The organism is Neisseria sp. P0024.S006 (assembly GCF_051956595.1).
Lineage (GTDB): Bacteria > Pseudomonadota > Gammaproteobacteria > Burkholderiales > Neisseriaceae > Neisseria.
In genome coordinates this window covers 221,370-245,071 of sequence record NZ_JBQCXH010000003.1, presented here as the reverse complement: position 1 = coordinate 245,071, position 23,702 = coordinate 221,370, and the positions used below count along the sequence as shown (strand labels likewise).

Sequence of the window (23,702 nt, the reverse complement as noted above, 5' to 3'; positions counted from 1 at the left end):
TTGCTGTGAAAATATCTTTAAATTGGTTTACAATAATGCCATTCTGAATCTTAACGAGAGAAAACAATGTTAGACATCCAATTGCTCCGCAGCAATACCGCCGCAGTTGCCGAACGTTTGGCCGCCCGCGGTTACGAGTTTGATACCGCGCGTTTCAACGCTTTGGAAGAGCAACGCAAAGCCGTTCAAGTGAAAACAGAAGAGTTGCAGGCTTCGCGCAACAGTATTTCCAAGCAGATCGGTGCGTTGAAAGGCCAAGGCAAACATGAAGAGGCTCAAGCTGCGATGGATCAGGTTGCCCAAATCAAGGCGGATTTGGAGCAGGCTGCCGCTGATTTGGATGCCGTTCAGAAGGAATTGGATGCTTGGTTGCTGAGCATTCCGAACCTGCCGCACGAAAGCGTACCTGTCGGTAAAGACGAAACTGAAAACGTTGAAGTCCGCAAAGTCGGCACGCCGCGCGAATTTGACTTTGAAATCAAAGACCATGTTGATTTGGGCGAGCCTTTGGGTTTGGATTTTGAAGGCGGTGCGAAACTGTCCGGCGCACGCTTTACCGTGATGAAAGGTCAAATCGCCCGCCTGCACCGTGCACTGGCGCAATTCATGCTCGATACGCACACGCTGAAACACGGCTATACCGAGCATTACACGCCTTACATCGTGGATGACACTACCCTGCAAGGCACAGGCCAACTGCCTAAATTTGCAGAAGATTTGTTCCACGTTACCCGCGGCGGCGACGAGAGCAAGAAAACGCAATATCTGATTCCGACTGCCGAAGTAACGCTGACCAATACCGTTGCTGACAGCATCGTGGCAGGCAGCGATTTGCCGTTGAAATTGACCGCGCATTCTCCATGTTTCCGTTCCGAAGCGGGCGCATACGGCAAAGACGTGCGCGGTTTGATTCGCCAACACCAATTCGACAAAGTGGAAATGGTGCAAATCGTTCATCCGGAAAAATCATACGAAGCGCTGGAAGAAATGGTCGGCCATGCCGAAAACATCCTGAAGGCCTTAGAACTGCCCTACCGCGTGATTACTTTGTGTACCGGTGACATGGGTTTCGGTGCAACCAAAACCTACGACTTGGAAGTCTGGGTTCCCGCGCAAAATACCTACCGCGAAATTTCCAGCTGCTCCAACTGCGAAGATTTCCAAGCTCGCCGCATGAAAGCGCGTTTCAAAGATGAAAACGGTAAAAACCGTTTGGTACATACTTTGAACGGCTCAGGCTTGGCAGTCGGCCGTACTTTGGTGGCGGTTTTGGAAAACCATCAAAATGCCGACGGCAGCATTAATGTTCCTGCCGCGTTGCAACCGTATATGGGCGGCGTGACCAAACTGGAAGTAAAATAATCGCTGTTTAAATGAAAAGGCCGTCTGAAACTTGGGTTCAGACGGCCTTTTTTTATATGATTGGGCAATTATTTGTTGTGTTGACGGAAATATTCCCATTCTTCAACGACTTTACCGTCAGGCAAGTGGCACACGCCGTATTCGTTGCCGTCTTTGTCTTTTTTGATTTCGGATTTGCCGCCTTGTTTGACGCAGAACTCGGAAGCCGGATTGGCTACGTTGACGTTGGAGGGTTCTTGTTTTTCAGAAGCGGAGCAGGCGGCCAAAGCAGTGGCGGCAGCGAGGCTGAGGATAAGGGGTTTGATCATGGCGTGTCTTTCATTTGAAGGATAAAAACAAGCGGATTATAGGGGAGGCTTGCGTTTAATGGCGTTAACCAGATTAAAGGCCGTCTGAAAAGTTTTCAGACGGCCTTGAGTTTAAGAAGTCAAACCGGATTATTTGGCTGCTTCGGTTTTTTCGCCTTCTTTAGCAAAGTATTTGGCGTAAATTTTGTCGTATTCGCCACTTTCGCGTACTTTTTTCAGCGCATCGTTCAACATTTTGATGGTGGCTTCGTCGCCTTTGCGTGCAGCGATGCCGTAGTTTTCGATGGTAAAGTCAGGCAGGGAGATGAAATCCAGGCCTTTGGTCGGGTTGTTTTTCACATAGTTGGCAATAACCGCGCTGTCGCTGACGACGGAATCCAAACCGCCGTTTTCCAATTCTTTGATAATCAGGGGAACGCTTTCAAAGCGGGCGATTTTCGGATTGTCGTTGCCCAAGAGTTTGGAAACGGAGAAGTCGCCGGTGTAGCCGGTTACCACGCCGACTTTGGCCATGTTTTTCAGGTCTTCGGAAGAAGTTACTTTTTTGCCTTTCGGAACGAGGACGACTTGGGTAATTTCAAAGTATGGGTCGCTGAAGAGCATGCTTTGTTTGCGGTCGTCAGTGATGGTTACGCCGGACATAACGATGTCCACATCGCCGTTGTTCAGGGATGGGAAGAGGCTTTCCCATGGCTGGTGTTTGAATTCGACTTTGAAGTTGCCGGCTTTGGCCATGGCATTCATCAAGTCAACGTCAAAACCTTCCACTTTGCCGGCAGAATCCAAAGATTCAAATGGGGCAAACTCGGCATTGGAGCCGACGCGGTACACTTTATCGGCAGGGGCTGAGGCATTGTTGCTTTGACCGCCGCAGGCAGTCAGGGCAAGGGCGGAACAAGCGAGGGCGGTGGCCAGCCATTTTTTCATGTTCATGGGATGTGCTTTCTTAATAAAATGTTAACGGATAAAATCTTAGTTTAGCATAATTTTGTGAACAAACTAGCCGAAATCAGTGGTCTTTTTCTCGGAAAAATGCGTAGGTTACGTCATGGAAGAGGTCGGTGTGCGGGCTGTCTTCGTAGCTCAATTCCGCCAATGCGTCTTCAAAGGCAAGCTGGATGGATTCTACGGCATCGTTGGCCATGTCGGAGGGCAGAGAACGGATAAGGCCTTTGAGGGCGGTGGCGAGGACGTGGTTTTGCATACGCAAAACGTCGTTGGCTTCTTCCAAGTATTCGAGGCGTTGTTCGATGCTGCTCATGATGTATCCTTGAGGGTTTATTAAATAAAATAGTGATTATATAGTGAATTAATATTAAAATGTGACGCTTGCGCCGGCTTGCCGGATATGTCCAACCATCGGCCGCAGTTCAAGCGTTTTTTGTTTGAATGCGGTTCACAATAAAAATGAAAAAACGAGATTATTATGGAAAACAACCGTCTTGACCCCACAGCCCTTGAGGAAGAAGATCTGAATTGGGAAAAACGCTTGGAAAGATTGCGTCAGGCACGACAATTCAATACTGCGCCGACTCATGCGCCATTGGTCAAAAAATCGGACGACGCTGTCGATGTTGCGCCCAAAACCGCGCCTAAAAAAGAATATAAATTAGATGCGGACAATCGTGAAAAAGTATTGGAAGAATATTTGTACCGCTGGCAGTTGGAACACAATACTGCCCTTGCCGACGAGGGCGAGGCAGTGGAAACTGATGCGATGGTGGTTTTGCAGGACAACTGGTTGAGCGCGCAATCGGCGTTGCAGGCTGCGGCTTCAGACCGTCATATCGAATCGACGCGCACCGTCAGACTAAATCCGAAATCAGGTGCCGTAGATTTTGATGTGCCTGAAGTGGAAGAAACTGAAAAATCGGAAAATGATAATGGGGAAGCGGCTGAAGGAGCGGTTTTAGACGGCCTTGAACCTGAAAAAGAACCGGCCGTCAATGTCCATATCAATGTTTTGAACCCGCAGGCGATTGGCCGTCGGGAAGTGTTCTGCGTTTCTGAAAAAGATTTGACCGAGCGTCTGATTAAACGTTTGCGCCCCCATGTGGCCGATGCGGTCAACGGCATGATTCGGATTGCCGTGCAAAAACAAATGGCCGTGTTCACTTACCAGTTGCAGCAAATGCTCAACGAGCAGGCGCCGGGTTTGGTGGAAGATGTATTGGAACACAATGTCAAACGTATTCTGGACGATATGAAGGTTGAAATGAAATACCGCCGCTGAGCATCCGGGCTGTCTGAAAAGTTTCAGACGGCCTTTGGCATAAATTTCCCTTAAAATTTTGCGAAGCGTGTATAATGGCGGCTCACGTTTTCGTGATAAATATCCTTTCTAAATAGTTGATATGCCCGATGCAGAATCGGGCATTTTTTTTGAGATTGTTATGAATAAAAACAAAATCATTGTATTGCTGATTGCTCTGGTTGCCGTATTTGCCTATCAAAAAATGCAAAACAAGCAGCCGCTACAATCGCAGCATCAGCAGAAAATAGAAGCCGTTCAAAAACAAAACAATGCGGGCGGAGAAAATGCCGATACGGCTCAACAGCAAACCGATTCGGGCAAACAATCGGCAGAAGCGGTTTTGAAACAGGCGTTTGAAAACGAACAAAGCGATATTCAGGTTGAGGGCGAGGGCACGGTATGGAAAACCCTGCCGGATGACAACAAAGGCACGCGCCACCAACGCTTTATCTTGAAGCTCTCCAGCGGCCAGACGCTTTTGGTGGCCCACAATATCGACCTTGCCGATAAGATTAAAGGCTTGAAAAAAGGCGATAAAGTAGCGTTTTACGGTGAATATGAATGGTCGGAGCAGGGCGGCGTTATCCATTGGACGCACCATGACCCGTCAGGCCGGCATACTGACGGCTGGTTGAAACACGACGGCCGCCTTTATCAGTAAAAACGGTTTTTCTGTTTTTTCAGACGGCCTGAAACACGGCCTTCGGCTTGAAAGATGGTAGAAATCGGCGCAAAATGTTAACAAGTTAAACAGACGGAAAAATATTGTTCCGTCCATTGGAATACACAGTAGATTGGAGAATAAATGAACAAAAAACTTCATCCGCAAACGCTGGCCATCCGGGGCGGCAAAGAGCAGACCGAATATCGCGAACACAATCAGGCGCTGTTTTTGACCAGCAGCTTCATGTGGGAAAGCGCGCAACATGCGGCAGATTTGTTTTCCAAAAAAATTAAAGGCTTTACCTATACCCGTACAGCCAATCCGACTACTGCCGCTTTTGAAAAACGCATTGCCGCATTGGAAGGCGCAGAGCGCGCGGTAGCCACTTCGACCGGTATGTCCGCAATTCAGGCGGCGTTTTTTACCTTCTTGCAAGCAGGTGACCACGTTGTTTCCAGCCGCAGCCTGTTCGGCACGACCGTCGGTTTCATCAACAACATCGTTACCAAGTTCGGCATCGAAGTCAGCCATGTATCGCCGGTTGATGTAGATGAATGGAAAGCGGCCATCAAGCCCAATACCAAACTGTTTTTCTTGGAAACTCCGTCCAACCCATTGGGCGAAGTTGCCGATTTGGAAGCGCTGGCCGAACTGGCGCACAGCATCGGCGCGCTTTTGGTGGTGGACAACAGCCTCTTGTCGCCCGTCGGTTCGCAGCCTTTGAAACACGGTGCGGATATTTCCGTTTCTTCCGCAACCAAAGCCATCGACGGCCACGGCCGCGTGATGGGCGGCGTATTGGCCGGTTCGGAAGAGCTGATGACGCAAGTTGCCATATATTGCAATTCTTGCGGGCTGGCGATGTCGCCGTTTAACGCATGGCAGTTGTTGAGCGGCGTGGAAACCCTGTCGCTGCGTATGGAAAAACAATTCGACAACGCCCTGAAAATCGCCCAATGGCTGCAACAACAGCCGCAAGTCCAAACCGTGTACTACACCGGTTTGCCCGACCATCCGCAGGCAGAGCTTATCCGCAAGCAACAAAACGGCGGCGGCATCGTCATCGGCTTTGAAGTCGCCGACCAAGAAGCCGCATGGAAGGTCGTGGACGGTGTGGCGCTTTTCTCCCGTACTGCCAACCTCGGCGACGTGCGCTCGACCATCACCCATCCGTGGACAACCACGCACGGCCGGATGCAGCCTGAAGAAAAACTCGCCGCCAATATCCGCCCGGGCTTGATCCGCCTCTCTGTCGGTTTGGAACACATCGACGATTTGATTGATGATTTGCAACAAGCATTGAACAAATAATCTAAAAACAAATTTCAGACGGCCTTAAAATTTAATAGGCCGTCTGAAAGCAATCAAACACACATCTTAAGAATAAAAGGAAAAAATAATGTCTGAAGCAGAATTCGCCTCGTGGGCAATGAAAATCCTCCTCACCGGCCTGATTATCTTTTTGGGCTTTATCGTTTGGAACTTGGGTAAAGAATCCAAGGCCGGCAAATTCGGCATTGCCATGCTCTTCTTGGTTTTGGGCTTGGGCGTGTTTGGATTTGTATTCAAAGAATTGCTGATTAGCTTTTTGGTATTGCCGAAATAAGCAGGTAGTTTATAGATAGAACAAGGCCGTCTGAACATTTTTTCAGACGGCCTTTTGATTTGATAATTAAATTACGCCCAAGTCTTGCAAGCCGCGCAATACGCCGTCTTCATCGACGCTTGGGCAGACGAATTGTGCAGCGGCTTTGGCAGCTTCTTCGCCATTGCCCATGGCAACGCCGAAGCCGACGGTTGACAGCATTTCCAAGTCGTTGAAGCTGTCGCCGAATGCCATCACTTTGCTCATATCAATCCCCAGTTTTTCCACTGCGTGGGCGATGCCGCGTGCTTTTGAACCTTCCTGTTTGAGGAGGTCCATGGCATGTTTGTGCCAGCGGACGGATTTGAAGCCGTGTTGCTGGGTTAGCGGTTGCAGGATTTTTTCTTCTTCTTCATCCACAAAGACCAACATTTGATAGACGGGTCGTTTGCGGAAATATTCTTTGTCGGTTAAAAAGTTGGGCAGGATATGCGATAAACCTTCGACAACGCGCGGAGAGCTGGAGGAAACGGCAATTTCTCGGTTGTTGACGAATGCGTAGTCTATTTTGTGTTGCTCAAGCAGGTTGATGGCGGTTTCGATGTCGGCAATATCCAAGGGATAGCTTTGCAGGGGTTCGCCGCGAAAGGAAATATATTGGCCGTTGATGGTAACGAGCATGTCGATGCCGCATTCTTGAATCAAGGCTTTGACTTTGGCGGGAATGGCGGCTTCCGGACGGCCGGTGGCAATGGCAGTCAAAATGCCTTTGGCTTTCAATGCGCGCATGGCTTGGGCAACCGAAGGGCGTAAGGTATCCGTGTATTTGCGGTAGAGGGTGTCGTCGATGTCAAAGAAGATGATTGCAGGATTGTTCATGGTTCACTCGTCGGGCCGGGTATACACAGCTTTCATTGAAAATTGTGTGAACAGCTTGTGTATAAATTGGTTTAGTATTTGATTGCTATTACAAAAATAAGTTCTGATTAAAATTTAGGCAGTTTTTGTGTTGAGAATAAAGCGGAAAGTTATCCACATCAGGCCGTCTGAAAATTTGGTTTTCAGACGGCCTTGTTTTAAGCAATCAGACGGATATTTTCTTTGTCTTGCCTGAATTTGTTTTTGATCACGAGAGGCAGGCTGCTGTCGAAATACCAGCTGCCGTCAGGCAATGCCAACGCGCCGCCGGCGCAGAGCAGGGTAATGCTGTTTCCGGTCAGGGGATCGGTTTCGGTAATTTCAATTTCATGCGCTTTGCCCCAATCGGTTACGGGGAGTAGATGGGCAAGCTCGGTAATGCGTTGGTTTTGATGTTTGATGCCGTCGGGTTGGCGGCAGTCGCCGTTGCATTTTCCGACGGCCTCAACAGGGCAGGGTTCGCCCTTTGCGTAACCGGTCGGCAAAATATTGAGCGAATCCGGGCAGAGCCTGTGTTCTTGCGACCATTGCGCCAAAGCGCGTTTGGCTGCTTTTTTGTGGGCAAACAAACCGTAAGGACGCCAGTTTCTTGTACCGCTGTTTAACAAGACAATGCGTGCTTGAAGGCTGCCGTGTTCGTCAGCGATAAAGCGGACGGTAGAAAACGATGTGGACTTTTCAGACGGCATCAGTTGGTATTCCTGCATGGTCTGGGCTTTGAGCCATAATGTATGGAGCTGCCCGACTGCCGGAATAAAACGGATGGAGGCCGCGGCTTTGATGTGCGGCGGCAGTTTTTTGCTGTGCAGCAGGGTGGCGGTTTCACTGTATGCGCGTTCGTGTGCTTCAATGGCTTGGGCTTTGCCGAAATGGTCAAACCAAACCAATACGCCGTAACTGTCGGGCAGGGCATAGAGCTGTTGGGTAAGCGAATCAGGCAGCCAAGTGGGCAACATTTTCGGATTCATCAACACACGGACGTGTTCGTCCCATTGTTGGTGATTTTTTTCTGCCAGACTTAATTCGAGATAATCACACAATGCGGCAACATCAGTCATGGCGCGGTGGCGGTTGGCCGTCTGAATGCCGGTGCGTTCGATAATGCTGTCGAGGCTGTGTTTGTAAAACTCAGGATAGAGGCGGCGCGACAGTTGAACCGTACAGAGCGAGGGTGCGGCAAAGTCAGTATGGATACGGGCAAATTCGTGGCGCAGGAAGGTGTAGTCAAAGCGGCTGTTGTGGGCAACAACCACAGCACCTTGCAACAGCGGCAATAAATCGGCCGCAATATCGGCAAAGACAGGCGCGTTTTTCACCGTTTCATCATGAATTCCGGTCAGCCTGGCAACAAATTCGGGAATGCTGCGGCAAGGATTAACCAATTGCTCGTAATGTGTGGCGCGTCCTTGCTCAAAACGAACAAGGGCGACTTCCGTTATCCTGTCTTGATAGAAATTTCCACCGGTCGTCTCCAAATCCACCACGACCACAGGCCGTCCCAAACGGGAAAATGCTTCGGATAAGAGCGGCCAGCGTGCGAAATCTGACATTTTATTCTCTGTAAATTCAATAGCAAATGCGCATTTTACACGCTGTCTGCAAGTTTTCCAAATAAAACGCTTGACAGGAAACAGCATACTCTCTATAATTCGAATCTTTCTTGATGCACCCGTAGCTCAGTTGGATAGAGTATCTGGCTACGAACCAGAGGGTCGGGCGTTCGAATCGCTCCGGGTGCGCCACAGAAAATCTCCGCGCCCATCGTCTAGCGGTTAGGACATCGCCCTTTCACGGCGGTAACCGGGGTTCGATTCCCCGTGGGCGTGCCAGTTTATAAAAAAGCGCAATCTGTTTCAGGTTGCGCTTTTTTGCGTCTATCGGCTTTGAAATAATTTAAGCATATCTTTTATCTGATAACGGTTAATCGACATTTGTCATAATCTACTAAAAGCATTTATTATTACATATCTAATAATCATAATTTAAGGGAAACGTTCATGGCGTGGCGGTTTGTATTGCCTGCTTGGGTGGTTGGGGTAGTGCTTTCGTTTGCGTTGCCGTTTGTGCCGCCATGGTGGGTTTGGTTGTCTGTAATCATTGGCGCGCTTGCGTTGTGTCGAAGATTTGCTGTGGCTTGGTTGGTGCTGGCTGTTTGCGTGGGCATGGCGTTTGGTGTGTGGCGGACCGGGTTGGTGTTGGCCAGTCAATGGCCTGTAGGGGAGGTGGCGGCTAAAGTTTTGACGGTTGAAGTGGCGGATATGCCGCGTGATGATGGTCGGCGCGTGCAGTTTGCGGCAAGGGCTTGGGATGAGCGTGGGCAGACTTTTGATTTGATGTTGTCGGATTATCAGCGGCGCGATTGGACGGTGGGCAGTCGGTGGTCTGTATCGGCGCGGGTAAGGCCGGTGATCGGTGAAGTGAATGTGCGCGGTTTGAACCGTGAAACATGGGCTTTGGCCAATGGTATCGATGGTATGGGTACTTTGGGGCGCGACAGGAAACTCGTGCGTCAAGGCGGCGGTTTCGGTTTGGCTAATATGCGTGATGCGGTAAGCCGAAGTTGGCAGGGAACGGCGGACAAATATCCTGAGTTTTCAGACGGCATAGGGCTGATGCGTGCTTTGAGTATTGGTGAGCAATCGGCGTTGCGGCCGCCTTTGTGGCAGGCATTCCGGCCTTTGGGGCTGACACACTTGGTCAGTATTTCGGGCTTGCATGTGACGATGGTGGCGGTATTGTTTGCCTGGCTGATTAAGCGAATTTTTCGTTATTCGCCGTGGATTCCGGCGCAACCGCGTGTGTGGATATTGGCCGGTGGTGTTGCGGGGGCTTTGTTTTATGCGCTTTTGGCCGGTTTTTCCGTACCGACGCAACGCAGTGTGTTGATGTTGGCTGCGTTTGCGTGGGCATGGTGGCGCGGCAGTGGCGGCTCGGGTTGGACGGCATGGTGGCAGGCTTTGGCCGTTGTTTTGTTGTTGGACCCGTTGGCCGTATTGGGCGTGGGAACGTGGTTATCTTTCGGCTTGGTTGCTGCTTTGATTTGGGCGTCATCAGGCCGTCTGAAAGAGTCGGGCTGGCGTTTGGCTGTACGGGGGCAATGGGCGGCAACGGTATTGTCGGTGGTATTGTTGGGCTATTTGTTTGCTTCGTTACCTTTGCTCAGTCCGTTGGTCAATACGCTGGCTATTCCTTGGTTTTCTTGGGTGTTGACGCCGTTGGCTTTGCTGGGTTCGGTTTTCCCGTTTGAACTTGTCCAGTTGGTAGCGGCATTTTTGGCGGAATATACTTTACGCGGTTTGGTATGGCTGGCTACGGTATCGCCTGAATTTGCCGTCGCAGCGGCGCCTGTGCCTTTGCTGGTGTTGGCGATGATGGCGGCTTTGCTGTTATTGCTGCCTAAAGGAATGGGCTTGAAACCTTGGGCATGTTTGGTTTTATTGGGCTTTGTGTTTTACCGTCCTGCCAAGTTGGAGGAGGGGGTGGCAAGAGTTACGGTGATGGATGCAGGACAAGGTTTGTCGGTGTTGATACAAACGCGCAACCGCAATCTTTTGTTTGATACGGGAACGGAGCAAGTGGCGCAAACAGGTATTGTGCCGAGTTTGAACGCGATGGGTGTGCGCCGTTTGGACAGCCTGATTTTGTCGCACCATGATATTGACCATGACGGCGGTTTTCACAGTGTGGCGGCTGTCGGTACCGATAAATTGCTTGCCGGACAACCTGAGTTTTATCCGAATGCAGAGTTTTGCCAAGAAGACAAATGGCAATGGGACGGCGTAGATTTCGAGTTGCTCCGGCCGTCTGAAAATACGGGCAAGGAAGATAACGACCAAAGCTGCGTATTGCGTGTCGTGGCAAACGGCAAAGCCTTGTTGATAACCGGCGATTTGGGCGTGAAGGGCGAGGCCGGTTTAATTGAGAAATACGGCAATGCGCTGTATAGCCAAGTGTTGGTATTGGGACATCACGGCAGCAGCACGGCTTCGTCGGGCAGCTTTCTGCATACGGTTTCACCACAATATGCCGTGGCATCCAGCGGCTATGCCAATGCCTACAAACATCCGACCGTTGCCGTACAAAATCGTGTCCGCGCGCACGGCATTACTCTGTTGAGAACGGATTTGTCAGGCGCGTTGGTGTTTGCTTTGGGACAGGGCGATATATTTCAAGGCCGTCTGAAAAAGGATAAGTTTTATTGGCAGAAGAAACCGTTTGAGTAAAAAGGCTAAAAGGCCGTCTGAAAGACTTTTTCAGACGGCCTTAATATTTTTTATTGACGGGCATTATCCAAATTTTGTGTGAATCCAATTGTGGATAGTTTGGTTTGATATTTGATAATAAAGAATAAATTAATCGTGATGAAAAAATAGGCAGTTTTAAGATAGGGTAATAATTACAAAGTTATTAGTAATTATCGGCTGATGGTTGTTTTAAAGTTTAAGGCCGTTTGAACCTGATATTTCATGTTCAGACGGCCTTAAACTTATATAATATCCGACCCATCTGTTTAAAAAGGCAATTCCCATGAATACCATACGCACCAAAATTTGTGGCATTACCCGACCTGAAGACGCGCTGGCCGCGGCCGAATTGGGCGCGGATGCCATCGGGCTGGTGTTTTACGTCAAGAGTAAACGGGCAGTGAGTATTGAGCAGGCGCAGGCGGTTGTGAAAAACCTGCCGCCGTTTGTATCGGTGGTGGCCTTGTTTGTGAATGAAAACGAGCAAACCATCCGCGAGATTTTTCGTCAGGTGCCGATAGATATGATTCAGTTTCACGGCGATGAAGACGATGATTTTTGCCGTCGGTTTGACCGCCCGTATTTGAAGGCCGTACGTGTACAGTCTGTTGCCGATATTCAGACGGCCTGTGCCAAATTTCCGAATGCCCGCGCCTTGTTGTTTGATGCCTATCATCCGATCGAATACGGCGGTACGGGACAAAGTTTCGACTGGACCATGTTGCACGGCAATATCGGCAAACCGTGGATACTTGCCGGCGGATTGACTGCGGAAAACGTTGCCGAAGCGGTAAAAATCAGTGGCGCTGCGGCGGTGGATGTGTCCGGTGGCGTGGAAATCTCCGGCGGAATTAAGAGCAGGGAGAAAATGGCGGCGTTTATTCAGGCAGTAAAGGCCGTCTGAAATTTTGTTTGAATTCAAAGCAACCGGAATACATATATGCAAGAGCCAATCGTTGAATCCCACCCCTTCGCAGCCTTGTTGCCGCCGCAGGCAACGGTCATGATGATGGGGACGTTTCCGCCTAAAGAAGAAAAACACGCGATGCAGTTTCATTATCCGAATTTTCAAAACGATATGTGGCGCGTGTACGGGCTGGTGTTTTTCGGCGATGCGGCGCATTTTCAAAGGCAGGGCGAAAAGGCGTTTGATGCCGATAAAATCAAAGCGTTTTTAAGTGAGAAGGGGATTGCATCCTGTCCGACCGTGTTGAAGGCCATACGCGAACATGGCAATGCTTCGGATAAGTTTTTAAAAGTGATAGAAACCGTCGATTTGGCAGCAGTATTGGCACAAATGCCCGAGTGCCGCCATCTTTGCACCACCGGCGGTAAGGCAACCGAAGTTTTGTTGGAGATTCAAGGCAGCGGCATGAAGATGCCGAAGACCGGCGAAACAGTACCGTTCCCCTATGCTGGACGTGAGTTGACCCTGACACGTCTGCCTTCGACTTCGCGTGCCTATCCTTTGAGTTTGGCGAAAAAAGCGGCGGCGTATCGGGCTTTTTTTGAAATGGCTGGATTGACTGTTTTTCAGGAGTAGGGTGATGGACCGTTATGAAATCTCTTTAATGACGTTTATGGCTTTGTGGTGGCTTTTTAATGTCGTCTCAGTGTGGCTGAAGGCCAAACAATGGCATATCAAGGTATTGTTGGGTGGAACGCTTTTGTATGTAATACAAATATCTGCAGTCATTATGTCTGTTAACGGCCTTAATTGGATATTTTTGAACGTAAGCACTATAAATACCAATGAGTTGATTATTGCTTTGCTTGTGCTTAACTTTTTGGGTTGTTGGTTGCTGGCACTGTGGCTGGGGATGTTGGCATTGAAACTATGTCTGAGAAACAAAAACGAAGAAAAATATATCGCGCCACCGTTGGGTACGGCATTGATTGCAACATCGAGCAGTACGCTGTTGTTCCTATTTTGGCTGCTGAAATTATTATTCAATTAGTTGCCGACAAGATGAATGGAAAACGGCTATAATTGCTGACAATTTTTACTTTCAGACGGCCTTTTACTGAATCAGGTCGTCTGAAACCATAAAACGAACAAGGAAAAATCCCATGAAAAATTATTACGCTCCCGACGAGAACGGCTTTTTCGGCGAACACGGCGGCCTGTACGTTTCCGAAACCCTGATTCCTGCTTTGCAAGAATTGGCAGAAGCCTATAAAGTAGCGAAAGAAGATCCTTCATTTTGGGAAGAGTTCCGCCATGATTTGAAACACTATGTCGGCCGTCCCAGCCCTGTTTACCATGCCGCGCGATTGTCCGAGCATTTGGGCGGCGCACAAATCTGGCTGAAGCGTGAAGATTTGAACCATACCGGCGCGCACAAAGTCAACAACACCATCGGTCAGGCATTGCTCGCCCGCCGTATGGGCAAAAAACGCGTGATTGCCGAGACCGGTGCGGGCCAGCACGGCGTGGCTTCTGCCACTGTTGCCGCACGCTTCGGCATGACTTGCGATGTGTACATGGGTGCGGACGATATCCAACGTCAAATGCCCAACGTGTTCCGCATGAAATTGTTGGGTGCGAACGTGGTCAGTGTTGACGGCGGTAGCCGCACGCTGAAAGACGCGATGAACGAAGCCATGCGCGAATGGGTGGCTCGTGTGGACGATACGTTCTACATCATCGGCACTGCCGCAGGCCCTGCGCCGTATCCGGAAATGGTACGCGATTTCCAATGCGTGATCGGTAATGAAGCCAAAGAACAAATGCTGGAAGTCATCGGCCGCCAACCTGATGTTGCCGTTGCCTGCGTGGGAGGCGGCTCCAACGCCATCGGTTTGTTCTACCCTTATATCGAAGAAGAAAACGTGCGTTTGGTCGGCGTAGAAGCCGGCGGTTTGGGCGTGGATACGCCTGACCACGCTGCACCGATTACCAGCAAAGCCCCTATCGGCGTATTGCATGGTTTCCGCAGCTATTTGATGCAGGACGAAAACGGTCAAGTCTTGGGTACGCACTCCGTTTCCGCAGGCTTGGACTACCCAGGCATCGGCCCGGAACACAGCCATTTGAATGACATCAACCGCGTGGAATATACCGTTGCTAAAGATGACGAAGCACTCGAAGCCTTTGATTTGCTCTGCCGTTTTGAGGGCATTATTCCTGCGCTGGAGTCCAGCCATGCCGTTGCTTGGGCGGTAAAAAACGCACCGAAAATGAGCAAAGACCAAGTGATTTTGGTCAACCTCTCCGGTCGCGGCGACAAAGACATTAATACTGTGGCGAAACTCAAAGGCATTGAGTTGTAAGCCTTATTGATTGAGCAGTAAAGGCCGTCTGAAAAAGCTGGATTTCAGTCTTTCAGACGGCCTTTGTTTCCGTGATGGTTGGCGCAAGCTTAAAACCGATTATCCAAGTTATCCATTTATTGTGATTATGAAACATTTGGCAATCCATCTAAAACTATTGGGCATGGCGGCGTTTTGGGGCGCATCTTGGCCGATGGGGCGGATGTTGGGACAGGCGCTGCCGCCTTTAACGGGCGGTATGCTGCGCTTTTTGACGGCGGCAATCTTGCTTTTGGGCTGGCTGTTTGCACGGTATCGGTTGCGTACTTTGGCGGTTTTGTCGCGTAAGCAATGGCTTGGATTGGCGCTGGCGGCGGCATTCGGCGTATTTGGTTTTACCGTATTGTCTATGCTGGGTTTGCAGCGGATTCCTGCTTCGAGGGCAACGGTATTGGTCACGTTTAATCCTGTGCTGACGATGTTTTTTGCGGCTTTGCTGTTTGGCGAAAAACTCAACGGCAAGATTGTGTCGGGTATGCTGTTGGCAGTGGCAGGCTCGATATGGGCGGTTACGCATGGCGAGATTGCGGCATTTTTGTCGGGCGGCGGCGTAGGGTGGGGCGAAGTGCTGGTATTTTTCAGCCTTTGCTGCTTGGTCACTTATACGATGATAGGCCGGGCGGTGTTGCAGGGGATTGACGCGCTGACGGTCACCGTGGCCACCGCTTGGCTGGGTGCAATGATGTTGCTGCCGCCTGCGCTGATTTCAGACGGCCTGCCGTTTGGTATGCTTGCCGAAATGGACGGCAGGGGCTGGTTTGCTTTGATTGGCTTGTCTGTCGGTGCAACGGTCTTGAGCTATGCGTGGTATTTCGAGGGCGTAAAGACTTTGGGCGCAGGCAGCGCGGCGGCGTACATCACTTTGGTGCCGGTATTCGGCATTTTGTGTTCCGCTTGGTTTTTGGGTGAGGCATTGCATGTTTCCTTGGTTGCCGGCTGTTTGGCGGCCGTAATCGGATTGGCGCTGATGCAATATGGAAGACGCGCCGTCTGAAAAGGTAAAGATGTTATATAATAACGAAAATTGTCAATCTGTCTTTAAAAAGAATATGTCCGAACCGTCCTCCCTGCTCGATTTCGACCGCACCCATCTGCTCCATCCCTATACGTCCATGACCGACCCGTTGCCTGTTTATCCGGTGCGCCGTGCGGAGGGCGTGCATATTGAATTGGCGGACGGCACGCGGCTGATTGACGGGATGTCGTCTTGGTGGTGTGCGATACATGGCTACAATCATCCCGTTTTGAATCAGGCGGTTGAGGCGCAGATTAAGCAAATGTCGCATGTGATGTTCGGCGGTTTGACGCACGGGCCGGCGGTGGAATTAGGCAAATTATTGGTCGGGATTTTGCCGCAGGGTTTGGACCGTATTTTTTATGCGGATTCGGGTTCGGTTTCGGTAGAAGTTGCGCTGAAGATGGCAGTGCAATACCAGCAGGCACGGGGTTTAACGGCGAAGCAGAATATTGCGACGGTGCGGCGTGGGTATCACGGCGATACTTGGAACGCGATGTCCGTCTGCGATCCGGAAACGGGGATGCACCATATTTTCGGCAGCGCTCTGCCGCAGCGTTATTTTGTCGATAATCCGAAAAGCCGTTTTAACGATGAGTGGGACGAGGCGGATTTGCAGCCTGTCCGCGCCTTGTTTGAAGCGCATCATGCGGATATTGCCGCCTTTATTTTGGAACCGGTCGTGCAGGGCGCGGGCGGCATGTATTTTTATCATCCGCAGTATCTTCGCGGTTTGCGCGATTTGTGCGACGAATTTGATATCGTGTTGATTTTTGACGAAATCGCCACCGGATTCGGGCGCACGGGCAAGATGTTTGCCTGCGAACACGCGGAGGTCGTGCCGGATATTATGTGTATCGGCAAGGGCTTGAGCGGCGGCTATATGACGCTGGCGGCGGCAATCACTTCGCAAAAAGTCACCGAAACGATTTCGCGCGGCGAAGCGGGTGTGTTTATGCACGGACCGACGTTTATGGCAAATCCGCTGGCGTGTGCCGTTGCCTGCGCTTCGGTCAGGCTGCTTTTGTCCCAAGATTGGCAGGCAAATATCCGCCGCATCGAAAGCATCCTGAAAGGTCGTCTGAAAGCTGCATGGGGCATTCGTGGCGTGAAAGACGTACGCGTTTTGGGTGCCATCGGCGTGATCGAGCTGGAAAAAGGCGTGGATATGGCGCGTTTTCAAGCGGACTGCGTGGCGCAGGGCATTTGGGTGCGCCCATTCGGCAGGCTGGTGTACCTTATGCCGCCTTACATCATTTCAGACGGCCTCTTGACCGAACTCGCCGACAAAACCGTACAAATCTTGAAGGAACACAGCAAATGAAAGGCGTTTACTTCGTCAGCGGCATAGACACGGACATCGGCAAAACCGTCGCCACCGGCGTGTTGGCAAAACAATTGTTGCAGCAGGGCAAAAGCGTGATCACGCAAAAGCCCGTGCAAACCGGTTGCCAAAACATCGCCGACGACATCGCCGTCCACCGCAACATCATGGGCATATCCTTGCAGGAAGCCGACAAACAGCGGCTGACCATGCCCGAAATCTTCAGCTATCCCGCCTCGCCCCACTTCGCCGCCCGTCTGGACGGCAGGGCTTTGGACTTAGACAAAATCCGCACTGCCACGCAGCAACTGGCGGCACAATACGAAATCGTATTGGTCGAAGGCGCGGGCGGATTGATGGTTCCTCTGACGGAAAACCTGTTAACCATTGATTATATTCAGCAACAGGCTTATCCCGTCATTCTCGTTACCAGCGGGCGGCTCGGCAGCATCAACCATACCCTGCTCAGCTTCTCCGCGCTCAAACAATACGGCATCCGGTTACACAGCCTGATTTTCAACCATATCCATGACAACAAAGATAAAATCGTTGCCGGCGACACCTTGGAATATCTTAAAGGCCATCTGAAAGATGAATTTCCTGAAGCCCAATGGCAGGAGTTGGCTAAAGCAGAGGTGTTCAATGGCGTTTGATATACCGCGTAGCACGCTTTGTTCACATGCCGAAGCTTCAAGTCTTCTGCCGTCTAAAGCCGAACATTTGCTGACCGTTTCTTCGCTAACCGCTGCGTTGCGCGCTTCCGGTAAGGATTTTTCAGTCGAGCCGGTGTATTTGGGTTTGACGGAGGGAGAGGAAAACGGAGAAGAAATCTTTGTGCGCGATGTTTTGCTCAAACTGGACGGCGAAACAGTGATACAAGCCAGAAGCGCGTGCCGGCCGGATAGCCGTCTATGGACTGAATTATTGGATTGCGGAACGCAGCCTTTGGGCGAGCGTCTGTTTGACGGTACATTACCATTGAAACGTTCGGATTTTGAGTTTCTTCGTTTTGAAGATGCCGATCATCCGTCTTTCAGACGGCCTGTTACCGCGCGCCGTTCGTATTTCGATTGGAACGGCGAAATATTGGAATTAACAGAATATTTCTTATTGAAATTAATGGATTTATACCGATAAGGCCGTCTGAAAAGAAAACCGATTGCCGATATTTGTCATAATTCTGTTATAATACAACAAATTAAATCGTTAAGATTCGTTTGATTTCAGACGGCAATAAATTATAATAAGAGTTAGGGCTCTAAAATGCCTTTCCTTCAGCATCAATACATATACAACGACACATTACACCAATGAACATACGGCGCTTTTTCCTACAATTTTTACCGCGTTACGCTGTCGGACGGATGGTGATATACGCCAAACTGATGCGCATCGACAAACCCATCGGCACCCTGCTTTTGCTGTGGCCGACTTATTGGGCATTGTGGATTGCGTCTAAAGGCGTTCCCGACGCGGATATTTTTATTGCCTTTACTGCAGGCACGTTTTTAATGCGCAGCGCAGGTTGCGTCGTGAACGACTTTGCCGACCGCAATTTTGACGGCGCAGTAGAGCGCACCAAAAACCGCCCGTTTGCCAAAGGTTTGGTTTCCAAAACCGAAGCGCTGCTTTTGACCGTCATGCTGTGTCTGATGGCGGCCTTGTGTCTGGTGCCGCTCAACCGCTTTACCTGGCTGATGAGCCTTCCGGCCTTGTTTCTGGCCGTCACATATCCCTTTACCAAACGCTTTTTCCCGTTGCCGCAGTTTTATTTGGGACTGGCATTTTCGTTCGGCATCCCCATGGCCTTTGCCGCCGTGCAAGGCCGAGTGCCTCCCGAAGCGTGGCTGATGTTTACCGCCAATGCCTTATGGACGCTGGCTTACGACACGATTTATGCCATGGCGGACAAAGAAGACGATTTGAAAATCGGCATTAAAACTTCGGCAATCACATTTGGCCATCACGACATTAGCGCAACCATGCTTTGCCATTTTTGGTTTACGGTATTGATGGTGGTGTTGGGTATCAAAATCGGCGCAACTTGGCCATATTGGCTGGTATTGCCGATAACCGCGTATTGGCAGTGCCAGCAATATGCCGCCATCCGTACACGCGACCGTCAGTTGTGCTTCCAAACATTTTTGGCAAACAACCGCATCGGCTTGGCGTGGTTTTGCGGATTGGTCTGCCATTATTTTTGGTTGTTTTTGGTTTCCAAACTGTTTTAAAAAACGAGGTTGGGCCGTCTGAAAAGAAAGGGAAAAGGAGTATGCCGGACATACTCCTTTTTATTTAAACCGCGATTTAGCCAATGATAGAATTTTTACTTTAAATCAATCATAATCAAATGGTTGGATTATTTTTAGCTCGTTAAAAAATATCAAAAACAACATGGAAAATGTTAGCGGGACGAGTGTAAATTACGCCTTCAGGATTGAGATTTGCACCGACAATCGGTACAATCCCATTGTTTTGCGACATTTAAAAGAGATACATATGAGCCTGATCGGCGAAATTTTACCTTTGTCCCATATCGTTTTGGATTTGGAAGTCAGCAGCAAAAAGCGTCTGTTTGAAGAGGCCGCACAGCTGCTGGAGAATGAAGCAGAATTACCGAATGCCAACGTGTTCGACTGCCTGTTTGCCCGTGAAAAACTCGGTTCGACCGGTTTGGGGCAGGGGGTGGCGATTCCCCACGGCCGTCACGCATGCGTGAAAAAAGCCACCGGTGCGTTTATCCGCACCAAAGAACCGGTCGCCTTTGATGCGCCCGACGGCAAACCCGTTTCCCTGATTTTTATCCTGCTTGTGCCTGAAAACGCTACCGGTGAACATTTGGAAGTCTTGTCCAAACTGGCCGGCAGATTCTCTCAAAAAGCCGTCCGTGAAGCATTGATGGCCGCGACTTCTGCCGAAGAAGTGCGTACACTCCTGACTGAAGAGTAATTCATGCCCAGCATATCCGTCCGCCGCCTGTTTTCCGACAATCAGCACAAACTCGAACTTGCTTGGGCTGCCGGCAATTCCGGCGCGGACAACCGTATCGGTGTCGAAGCCGATAAACCCGTCTTGGCCTTGGTCGGCCACTTAAACTTTATCCATCCAAACCAAATTCAAGTTGTCGGCGTAGCCGAAGCCGAATATTTACGCCGTCTGGAATCGGGCGAACTCAACTATGATTTCGGCGAGCTTTTCGACATTCCCATGTCTTTGGTCATTGTCGCCAACGGTTTGCCGGTTTCGCCCAAATTGCGCGATTATTGCCATACCAACAGTATCCCCCTGCTGACATCCAAACAGGAAAGCCCGCACTTGATGGACGTTTTGCGGATTTATCTGCAACGCACATTGGCGACTTCCATCATCAAGCACGGCGTATTTTTGGATGTATTTGAAGTGGGCGTACTCATTACCGGGCAGTCCGGCTTGGGTAAGAGCGAATTGGCATTGGAGCTGATTTCGCGTGGCCACAGCCTGATTGCCGATGATGCGGTCGAACTCTTCCGTACCGGCCCGGAAATGCTGGAAGGCCGTTGTCCGCCTATGCTGCGTGATTTCCTCGAAGTACGCGGTTTGGGCATACTCAATATCCGCCATATTTTTGGCGAAACCTCCATCCGTCCGAAAAAAATCCTCCAGCTGATTATCAATTTGGTTCCTGCCGACGACGGATACATGAAACAACTCGATCGATTGAGCATCCGTACCGAAACAGAATCTATCCTCAACGTCAGCGTCCGTTCCGTTACCCTGCCTGTTGCAATCGGTCGAAACTTAGCAGTATTGGTTGAAGCTGCGGTGCGCAATTACATCCTTCAATTGCGCGGCAAAGACAGCACCAAAGAATTCCTCGAACGCCATCAAACACAACTCAAAGAAAACGAACAAAACCATGAAAATCGTCCTGATTAGCGGCTTATCCGGCTCAGGAAAATCCGTAGCCCTCAAGCAGCTCGAAGATTTGGGCTATTACTGTGTCGATAACCTTCCTTTGGAAATGCTTCCGTCGTTGGTTTCGCTCCACATCGAACGTGCCGATGAAACCAAACTCGGTGTCAGCGTTGACATCCGTTCCGGTATCAATATTCAGGAAGCGCAAGAGCAAATCCAATATTTGCGTCAAGAAGGGCATCAAGTCGAAGTCCTCTTCATTGAAGCGGAAGAAGGCGTGTTGGTACGTCGCTTCTCGGAAACCCGTCGCTGCCATCCTTTGTCAGGCCATAATTTGACCTTGTTGGAAAGCCTGCAAAAAGAACGCGAATGGCTCTTTCCGCTGAAAGACATTGCATATTGCATCGATACGTCCAAAATGAACGCGCAGCAGCTGCGTTATGCCGTTCAACAATGGCTCAATATTGAACGTGTCGGTTTGCTGGTTATTCTTGAGTCCTTTGGTTTCAAATACGGCGTTCCCAATAATGCCGACTTTATGTTTGACATGCGCAGCCTGCCCAATCCGTATTACGATCCCGAGTTGCGCCCCTTTACCGGCATGGACAAACCCATTCAAGATTATTTGGACCAGCAGCCTTTGGTTCAAGAAATGGTTGATGATATTGAGCATTTCTTAAACCGCTGGCTGCCGCGCCTGCAGCAAGAGAGCCGCAGTTATGTCACAATCGCCATCGGTTGTACCGGCGGTCAGCACCGCTCCGTTTATGTTGTAGAAAAACTGGCCGAACGCCTCAAAGGCCGTTATGAACTCCTTGTCCGCCACCGTCAGGCACAAAGCTTGGCAGGACGCTAATTTGCCGTTTCAGACGGCCTCAAAGGAAGAAACCATGAAAAAAATCAGTCTGACTGCATTATCCCTGCTTATCTTGACCGCCTGCGCGACAGAGCCTGTTACTGCTTACCGTTGGCACCGTACCGGCGCGAGCGAAGCTGAAGTTTCCCGCCAAATCAATACCTGCAAATCGCAAGTCCAAAATGGAAATACATCCAAAACGTTTGAGCAATGTATGGATGAAGCAGGCTATTACAGCTACGAGCATGGCAATCTCTAAATCCTGATTGACCGATTATCCCAATACCGAGGCCGTCTGAAAAAAATGATTGTTCAGACGGCCTCAGATACGAATAGAAAGAATAAAAAGACATGGCTATCCAATGGTTTCCCGGCCACATGAACAAGGCAAAAAAAGCCATTGCCGAACGCATTAAAAGCGTTGATATGGTGATTGAGATGCTGGACGCGCGTATGCCTGCTTCCAGCGAAAACCCTTTGCTTGCCCAGTTGTCCAAAGGCAAGCCCAAACTGAAAATCTTAAACAAGCAAGACCTTGCCGATCCCGAGCGCACCAAAGTTTGGCTCGAACACTACAACAGCCGCCAAGATACCCGCGCCATTGCGCTGGATTCTTCCGAAACCGGCGCGCATGGCAAAATCACCCAAGCCTGCCGCTCTATGATTCCGCATCGCCAAGGTATCGAGAAGCCGTTGCGTGTCCTGATTTGCGGTATTCCTAACGTCGGCAAATCCACCTTGATTAACGGCATGATCGGCAAAAAATCTGCCAAAACCGGTAACGAACCCGGTATTACCAAAGCCGAACAGCGCCTTTTTCTTGCAGACGATTTCTGGCTTTACGATACACCAGGGATGTTGTGGCCAAAAATTATCGTTGAAGAAGGCGGCTACAACCTTGCAGCTGGCGGTGCAGTCGGACGCAACGCGCTGGACGAAGAAGAAGTGGCGCTTGAGCTTTTGGATTACCTCCGCCGCCATTATCTGGCCCTGTTGCAAGAGCGCTATCAAGCCGACAAAGATCCAAGCAGCCATTGGGACGATACTTCTTGGTTGGAGTGGATTGCCAAAAAACGCGGTGCGGTTTTGAGCGGCGGACGGATCAACTATCAAAAGGCTGCTGAAAATATCCTGACCGATTTCCGCGAAGGCAAAATCGGCAGAATCACGCTGGAAACGCCAAGCCAATGGGAAGCTTGGCTGAAAAAAGCCAGACAGAAAGAGGCTGAACTTAAGGCCATACGCGAAGCCAGAAAGGCGGAACGAAAAGGGCAGCAGCCTTCCGCCGATTAATACAAAAGGCCGTCTGAAATCTATTTTCAGACGGCCTTTTGTTGGGATGGCGATTAGAGGGCGGTACGGCTGAAGCTGTCCAGAGCTTTATCGGTTTGGATTTGGTTGAACTGCATGGTGGTTTTGTCGCCTTGCTTTTCGTCCAATTCGATTTTACGCACCAGCGTATCGCCGTTGATTTCGATACGGTTGAAGATTTGGCGGGTAATGGCGGTTTTCGGAGTCAGGGTCAACGTCCATTTTTTTTCGTTGCCGTTTAATTTCAAATCAAATTGTTTTTCCAAACCTTGGGTATTGCCGCCCAAAAGGTCGAGGAAAAGTTTGATTTGGCGGCTTTGGCCGTTGAGCTTGCTGGCATTTGGGTTGACCCATTGGTTGCCGTTCCATTGCATGATGCCGTCCGAACGCACGCGCAGGGTGGTTTCAAATGGTTTTTGCATTTTCCAGAGCAGGCCTTTTTGTGGGACAAGGGTAAAGCTGCCGCTGGTGGTCATGGGTTTGCTAAGGGATTTGAGCTGGCGTTGTTGGACAAAATTGCCTTGCACGTTTTGCGGCTTTTGCAGGGTTTGTGCCAATTCGGCAGGGGAAAATGCCCACAAAGCCGGAGCGCTGATGAGGAGAGTAAGAGAAAGAAAGGTTTTTTTCATTGTGTTTCCATAAGGTCTGAGGCCGT

At 50.1% G+C, this 23,702-nt stretch carries 26 protein-coding genes and 2 tRNA genes; 22 read left to right on the top strand and 6 right to left on the bottom strand.

Annotated elements, in window-relative coordinates:
* Nucleotides 1-66 precede the first annotated feature (66 nt).
* A complete protein-coding gene (gene serS / locus ACTHUF_RS07280; protein WP_049323048.1) occupies nt 67-1,362 on the top strand; it encodes a serine--tRNA ligase in 1,296 nt (431 codons plus the stop codon).
* Between the two features lie 68 nt (nt 1,363-1,430).
* On the opposite strand, the gene ACTHUF_RS07275 is transcribed toward serS, so the two are convergent.
* The 3 genes from ACTHUF_RS07275 to ACTHUF_RS07265 all read right to left on the bottom strand — a co-directional run bounded on the left by ACTHUF_RS07275 (nt 1,431) and on the right by ACTHUF_RS07265 (nt 2,931).
* The gene (locus tag ACTHUF_RS07275) at nt 1,431-1,670 is read right to left on the bottom strand and encodes a DUF333 domain-containing protein (RefSeq protein WP_315094594.1); all 240 of its coding nucleotides are present in this window, start codon (nt 1,668-1,670) and stop codon (nt 1,431-1,433) included.
* A gap of 129 nt (nt 1,671-1,799) precedes the next feature.
* Nucleotides 1,800-2,603: a basic amino acid ABC transporter substrate-binding protein gene (locus ACTHUF_RS07270; RefSeq protein WP_070822408.1), complete on the bottom strand. Its 804-nt coding sequence runs from the start codon at nt 2,601-2,603 to the stop codon at nt 1,800-1,802.
* Between the two features lie 76 nt (nt 2,604-2,679).
* A complete protein-coding gene (locus ACTHUF_RS07265) occupies nt 2,680-2,931 on the bottom strand; it encodes an NGO1151 family protein (protein ID WP_070588139.1) in 252 nt (83 codons plus the stop codon).
* 165 nt (nt 2,932-3,096) lie between these two features.
* Here ACTHUF_RS07265 and ACTHUF_RS07260 point away from each other — a divergent pair, with 165 nt between their 5' ends.
* The 4 genes from ACTHUF_RS07260 (at nt 3,097) to ACTHUF_RS07245 (ending at nt 6,194) form a co-directional block, all read left to right on the top strand.
* Complete coding sequence (locus ACTHUF_RS07260; protein ID WP_315094597.1) at nt 3,097-3,903, top strand: hypothetical protein; 807 nt, start codon at nt 3,097-3,099, stop codon at nt 3,901-3,903.
* A 121-nt stretch (nt 3,904-4,024) separates the two neighbouring features.
* Nucleotides 4,025-4,585 (top strand): DUF3465 domain-containing protein, encoded by a 561-nt coding sequence (locus ACTHUF_RS07255; protein WP_049347923.1) that lies wholly within the window; start codon nt 4,025-4,027, stop codon nt 4,583-4,585.
* A gap of 144 nt (nt 4,586-4,729) precedes the next feature.
* Nucleotides 4,730-5,899 (top strand): O-succinylhomoserine sulfhydrylase, encoded by a 1,170-nt coding sequence (gene metZ / locus ACTHUF_RS07250; RefSeq protein ID WP_315094600.1) that lies wholly within the window; start codon nt 4,730-4,732, stop codon nt 5,897-5,899.
* A gap of 88 nt (nt 5,900-5,987) precedes the next feature.
* Nucleotides 5,988-6,194, top strand: coding sequence for a DUF2788 domain-containing protein (locus ACTHUF_RS07245; protein WP_003747401.1), 207 nt, complete (start codon nt 5,988-5,990; stop codon nt 6,192-6,194).
* Nucleotides 6,195-6,260: 66 nt separating this feature from the next.
* On the opposite strand, the gene ACTHUF_RS07240 is transcribed toward ACTHUF_RS07245, so the two are convergent.
* Both ACTHUF_RS07240 and ACTHUF_RS07235 read right to left on the bottom strand, forming a co-directional pair.
* Entirely contained in the window at nt 6,261-7,052 is a 792-nt protein-coding gene (locus tag ACTHUF_RS07240) for a Cof-type HAD-IIB family hydrolase (protein WP_315094604.1), read from the bottom strand.
* A 197-nt stretch (nt 7,053-7,249) separates the two neighbouring features.
* Nucleotides 7,250-8,641 carry an exonuclease domain-containing protein gene (locus ACTHUF_RS07235; protein WP_440407410.1) on the bottom strand — a complete coding sequence of 464 codons (1,392 nt, stop codon included), beginning with the start codon at nt 8,639-8,641 and terminating at the stop codon, nt 7,250-7,252.
* Nucleotides 8,642-8,756: 115 nt separating this feature from the next.
* Here ACTHUF_RS07235 and ACTHUF_RS07230 point away from each other — a divergent pair.
* From ACTHUF_RS07230 to ylqF, 17 genes are all read left to right on the top strand, one after another.
* Nucleotides 8,757-8,833 (top strand) — tRNA-Arg (locus ACTHUF_RS07230).
* A gap of 12 nt (nt 8,834-8,845) precedes the next feature.
* Nucleotides 8,846-8,920 (top strand) — tRNA-Glu (locus ACTHUF_RS07225).
* A gap of 168 nt (nt 8,921-9,088) precedes the next feature.
* Complete coding sequence (locus ACTHUF_RS07220; RefSeq protein WP_440407409.1) at nt 9,089-11,314, top strand: DNA internalization-related competence protein ComEC/Rec2; 2,226 nt, start codon at nt 9,089-9,091, stop codon at nt 11,312-11,314.
* A gap of 304 nt (nt 11,315-11,618) precedes the next feature.
* On the top strand, nt 11,619-12,239 hold the full coding sequence (locus ACTHUF_RS07215) for a phosphoribosylanthranilate isomerase (RefSeq protein ID WP_440407408.1): 621 nt from the start codon (nt 11,619-11,621) through the stop codon (nt 12,237-12,239).
* Nucleotides 12,240-12,275: 36 nt separating this feature from the next.
* Entirely contained in the window at nt 12,276-12,878 is a 603-nt protein-coding gene (locus ACTHUF_RS07210) for a DNA glycosylase (protein WP_440407407.1), read from the top strand.
* Nucleotides 12,879-12,882: 4 nt separating this feature from the next.
* A complete protein-coding gene (locus ACTHUF_RS07205; RefSeq protein WP_440407406.1) occupies nt 12,883-13,293 on the top strand; it encodes a hypothetical protein in 411 nt (136 codons plus the stop codon).
* Between the two features lie 112 nt (nt 13,294-13,405).
* Nucleotides 13,406-14,608 carry a tryptophan synthase subunit beta gene (gene trpB / locus ACTHUF_RS07200; protein ID WP_440407405.1) on the top strand — a complete coding sequence of 401 codons (1,203 nt, stop codon included), beginning with the start codon at nt 13,406-13,408 and terminating at the stop codon, nt 14,606-14,608.
* 127 nt (nt 14,609-14,735) lie between these two features.
* The gene (locus tag ACTHUF_RS07195; protein WP_293192970.1) at nt 14,736-15,641 is read left to right on the top strand and encodes a DMT family transporter; all 906 of its coding nucleotides are present in this window, start codon (nt 14,736-14,738) and stop codon (nt 15,639-15,641) included.
* Nucleotides 15,642-15,696: 55 nt separating this feature from the next.
* On the top strand, nt 15,697-16,986 hold the full coding sequence (gene bioA / locus ACTHUF_RS07190) for an adenosylmethionine--8-amino-7-oxononanoate transaminase (RefSeq protein ID WP_440407404.1): 1,290 nt from the start codon (nt 15,697-15,699) through the stop codon (nt 16,984-16,986).
* On the top strand, nt 16,983-17,639 hold the full coding sequence (bioD, locus tag ACTHUF_RS07185; protein WP_440407403.1) for a dethiobiotin synthase: 657 nt from the start codon (nt 16,983-16,985) through the stop codon (nt 17,637-17,639). The genes bioA and bioD overlap by 4 nt, the downstream gene beginning before the upstream one ends.
* On the top strand, nt 17,629-18,123 hold the full coding sequence (locus ACTHUF_RS07180) for a chorismate--pyruvate lyase (RefSeq protein ID WP_315094618.1): 495 nt from the start codon (nt 17,629-17,631) through the stop codon (nt 18,121-18,123). Before bioD ends, ACTHUF_RS07180 begins: the two co-directional genes overlap by 11 nt.
* A gap of 173 nt (nt 18,124-18,296) precedes the next feature.
* The gene (gene ubiA, locus ACTHUF_RS07175) at nt 18,297-19,217 is read left to right on the top strand and encodes a 4-hydroxybenzoate octaprenyltransferase (protein WP_070837489.1); all 921 of its coding nucleotides are present in this window, start codon (nt 18,297-18,299) and stop codon (nt 19,215-19,217) included.
* A 268-nt stretch (nt 19,218-19,485) separates the two neighbouring features.
* Complete coding sequence (gene ptsN / locus ACTHUF_RS07170) at nt 19,486-19,935, top strand: PTS IIA-like nitrogen regulatory protein PtsN (RefSeq protein ID WP_003747374.1); 450 nt, start codon at nt 19,486-19,488, stop codon at nt 19,933-19,935.
* A 3-nt stretch (nt 19,936-19,938) separates the two neighbouring features.
* A complete protein-coding gene (hprK, locus tag ACTHUF_RS07165; RefSeq protein ID WP_440407402.1) occupies nt 19,939-20,901 on the top strand; it encodes an HPr(Ser) kinase/phosphatase in 963 nt (320 codons plus the stop codon).
* Nucleotides 20,882-21,736: an RNase adapter RapZ gene (rapZ, locus tag ACTHUF_RS07160; protein WP_440407401.1), complete on the top strand. Its 855-nt coding sequence runs from the start codon at nt 20,882-20,884 to the stop codon at nt 21,734-21,736. Before hprK ends, rapZ begins: the two co-directional genes overlap by 20 nt.
* 34 nt (nt 21,737-21,770) lie before the next feature.
* On the top strand, nt 21,771-21,995 hold the full coding sequence (locus ACTHUF_RS07155) for a protocatechuate 3,4-dioxygenase (RefSeq protein WP_039862229.1): 225 nt from the start codon (nt 21,771-21,773) through the stop codon (nt 21,993-21,995).
* Nucleotides 21,996-22,087: 92 nt separating this feature from the next.
* On the top strand, nt 22,088-23,029 hold the full coding sequence (ylqF, locus tag ACTHUF_RS07150) for a ribosome biogenesis GTPase YlqF (RefSeq protein WP_440407400.1): 942 nt from the start codon (nt 22,088-22,090) through the stop codon (nt 23,027-23,029).
* Nucleotides 23,030-23,082: 53 nt separating this feature from the next.
* Here ylqF and ACTHUF_RS07145 read toward each other — a convergent pair whose 3' ends face one another.
* Nucleotides 23,083-23,676, bottom strand: coding sequence for a LolA family protein (locus tag ACTHUF_RS07145; RefSeq protein ID WP_070850692.1), 594 nt, complete (start codon nt 23,674-23,676; stop codon nt 23,083-23,085).
* Nucleotides 23,677-23,702: the final 26 nt, after the last annotated feature.

Bases quoted from the DNA above. Each gene is read 5' to 3' on its own strand.
- ACTHUF_RS07240 (WP_315094604.1), bottom strand. From the start codon at position 7,052: ATGAACAATCCTGCAATCATCTTCTTTGACATCGACGACACCCTCTAC.
- ACTHUF_RS07205 (WP_440407406.1), top strand. From the start codon at position 12,883: ATGGACCGTTATGAAATCTCTTTAATGACGTTTATGGCTTTGTGGTGG.
- bioD (WP_440407403.1), top strand. From the start codon at position 16,983: ATGAAAGGCGTTTACTTCGTCAGCGGCATAGACACGGACATCGGCAAA.
- hprK (WP_440407402.1), top strand. From the start codon at position 19,939: ATGCCCAGCATATCCGTCCGCCGCCTGTTTTCCGACAATCAGCACAAA.
- ACTHUF_RS07265 (WP_070588139.1), bottom strand. From the start codon at position 2,931: ATGAGCAGCATCGAACAACGCCTCGAATACTTGGAAGAAGCCAACGAC.
- ACTHUF_RS07145 (WP_070850692.1), bottom strand. From the start codon at position 23,676: ATGAAAAAAACCTTTCTTTCTCTTACTCTCCTCATCAGCGCTCCGGCT.
- ylqF (WP_440407400.1), top strand. From the start codon at position 22,088: ATGGCTATCCAATGGTTTCCCGGCCACATGAACAAGGCAAAAAAAGCC.
- trpB (WP_440407405.1), top strand. From the start codon at position 13,406: ATGAAAAATTATTACGCTCCCGACGAGAACGGCTTTTTCGGCGAACAC.
- ACTHUF_RS07220 (WP_440407409.1), top strand. From the start codon at position 9,089: ATGGCGTGGCGGTTTGTATTGCCTGCTTGGGTGGTTGGGGTAGTGCTT.
- rapZ (WP_440407401.1), top strand. From the start codon at position 20,882: ATGAAAATCGTCCTGATTAGCGGCTTATCCGGCTCAGGAAAATCCGTA.
- ptsN (WP_003747374.1), top strand. From the start codon at position 19,486: ATGAGCCTGATCGGCGAAATTTTACCTTTGTCCCATATCGTTTTGGAT.
- ACTHUF_RS07255 (WP_049347923.1), top strand. From the start codon at position 4,025: ATGCCCGATGCAGAATCGGGCATTTTTTTTGAGATTGTTATGAATAAA.
- ACTHUF_RS07275 (WP_315094594.1), bottom strand. From the start codon at position 1,670: ATGATCAAACCCCTTATCCTCAGCCTCGCTGCCGCCACTGCTTTGGCC.
- ACTHUF_RS07245 (WP_003747401.1), top strand. From the start codon at position 5,988: ATGTCTGAAGCAGAATTCGCCTCGTGGGCAATGAAAATCCTCCTCACC.
- ACTHUF_RS07260 (WP_315094597.1), top strand. From the start codon at position 3,097: ATGGAAAACAACCGTCTTGACCCCACAGCCCTTGAGGAAGAAGATCTG.
- serS (WP_049323048.1), top strand. From the start codon at position 67: ATGTTAGACATCCAATTGCTCCGCAGCAATACCGCCGCAGTTGCCGAA.
- ACTHUF_RS07210 (WP_440407407.1), top strand. From the start codon at position 12,276: ATGCAAGAGCCAATCGTTGAATCCCACCCCTTCGCAGCCTTGTTGCCG.
- ACTHUF_RS07195 (WP_293192970.1), top strand. From the start codon at position 14,736: ATGAAACATTTGGCAATCCATCTAAAACTATTGGGCATGGCGGCGTTT.
- ACTHUF_RS07155 (WP_039862229.1), top strand. From the start codon at position 21,771: ATGAAAAAAATCAGTCTGACTGCATTATCCCTGCTTATCTTGACCGCC.
- ACTHUF_RS07180 (WP_315094618.1), top strand. From the start codon at position 17,629: ATGGCGTTTGATATACCGCGTAGCACGCTTTGTTCACATGCCGAAGCT.
- ubiA (WP_070837489.1), top strand. From the start codon at position 18,297: ATGAACATACGGCGCTTTTTCCTACAATTTTTACCGCGTTACGCTGTC.
- ACTHUF_RS07215 (WP_440407408.1), top strand. From the start codon at position 11,619: ATGAATACCATACGCACCAAAATTTGTGGCATTACCCGACCTGAAGAC.
- metZ (WP_315094600.1), top strand. From the start codon at position 4,730: ATGAACAAAAAACTTCATCCGCAAACGCTGGCCATCCGGGGCGGCAAA.
- ACTHUF_RS07270 (WP_070822408.1), bottom strand. From the start codon at position 2,603: ATGAACATGAAAAAATGGCTGGCCACCGCCCTCGCTTGTTCCGCCCTT.
- ACTHUF_RS07235 (WP_440407410.1), bottom strand. From the start codon at position 8,641: ATGTCAGATTTCGCACGCTGGCCGCTCTTATCCGAAGCATTTTCCCGT.
- bioA (WP_440407404.1), top strand. From the start codon at position 15,697: ATGTCCGAACCGTCCTCCCTGCTCGATTTCGACCGCACCCATCTGCTC.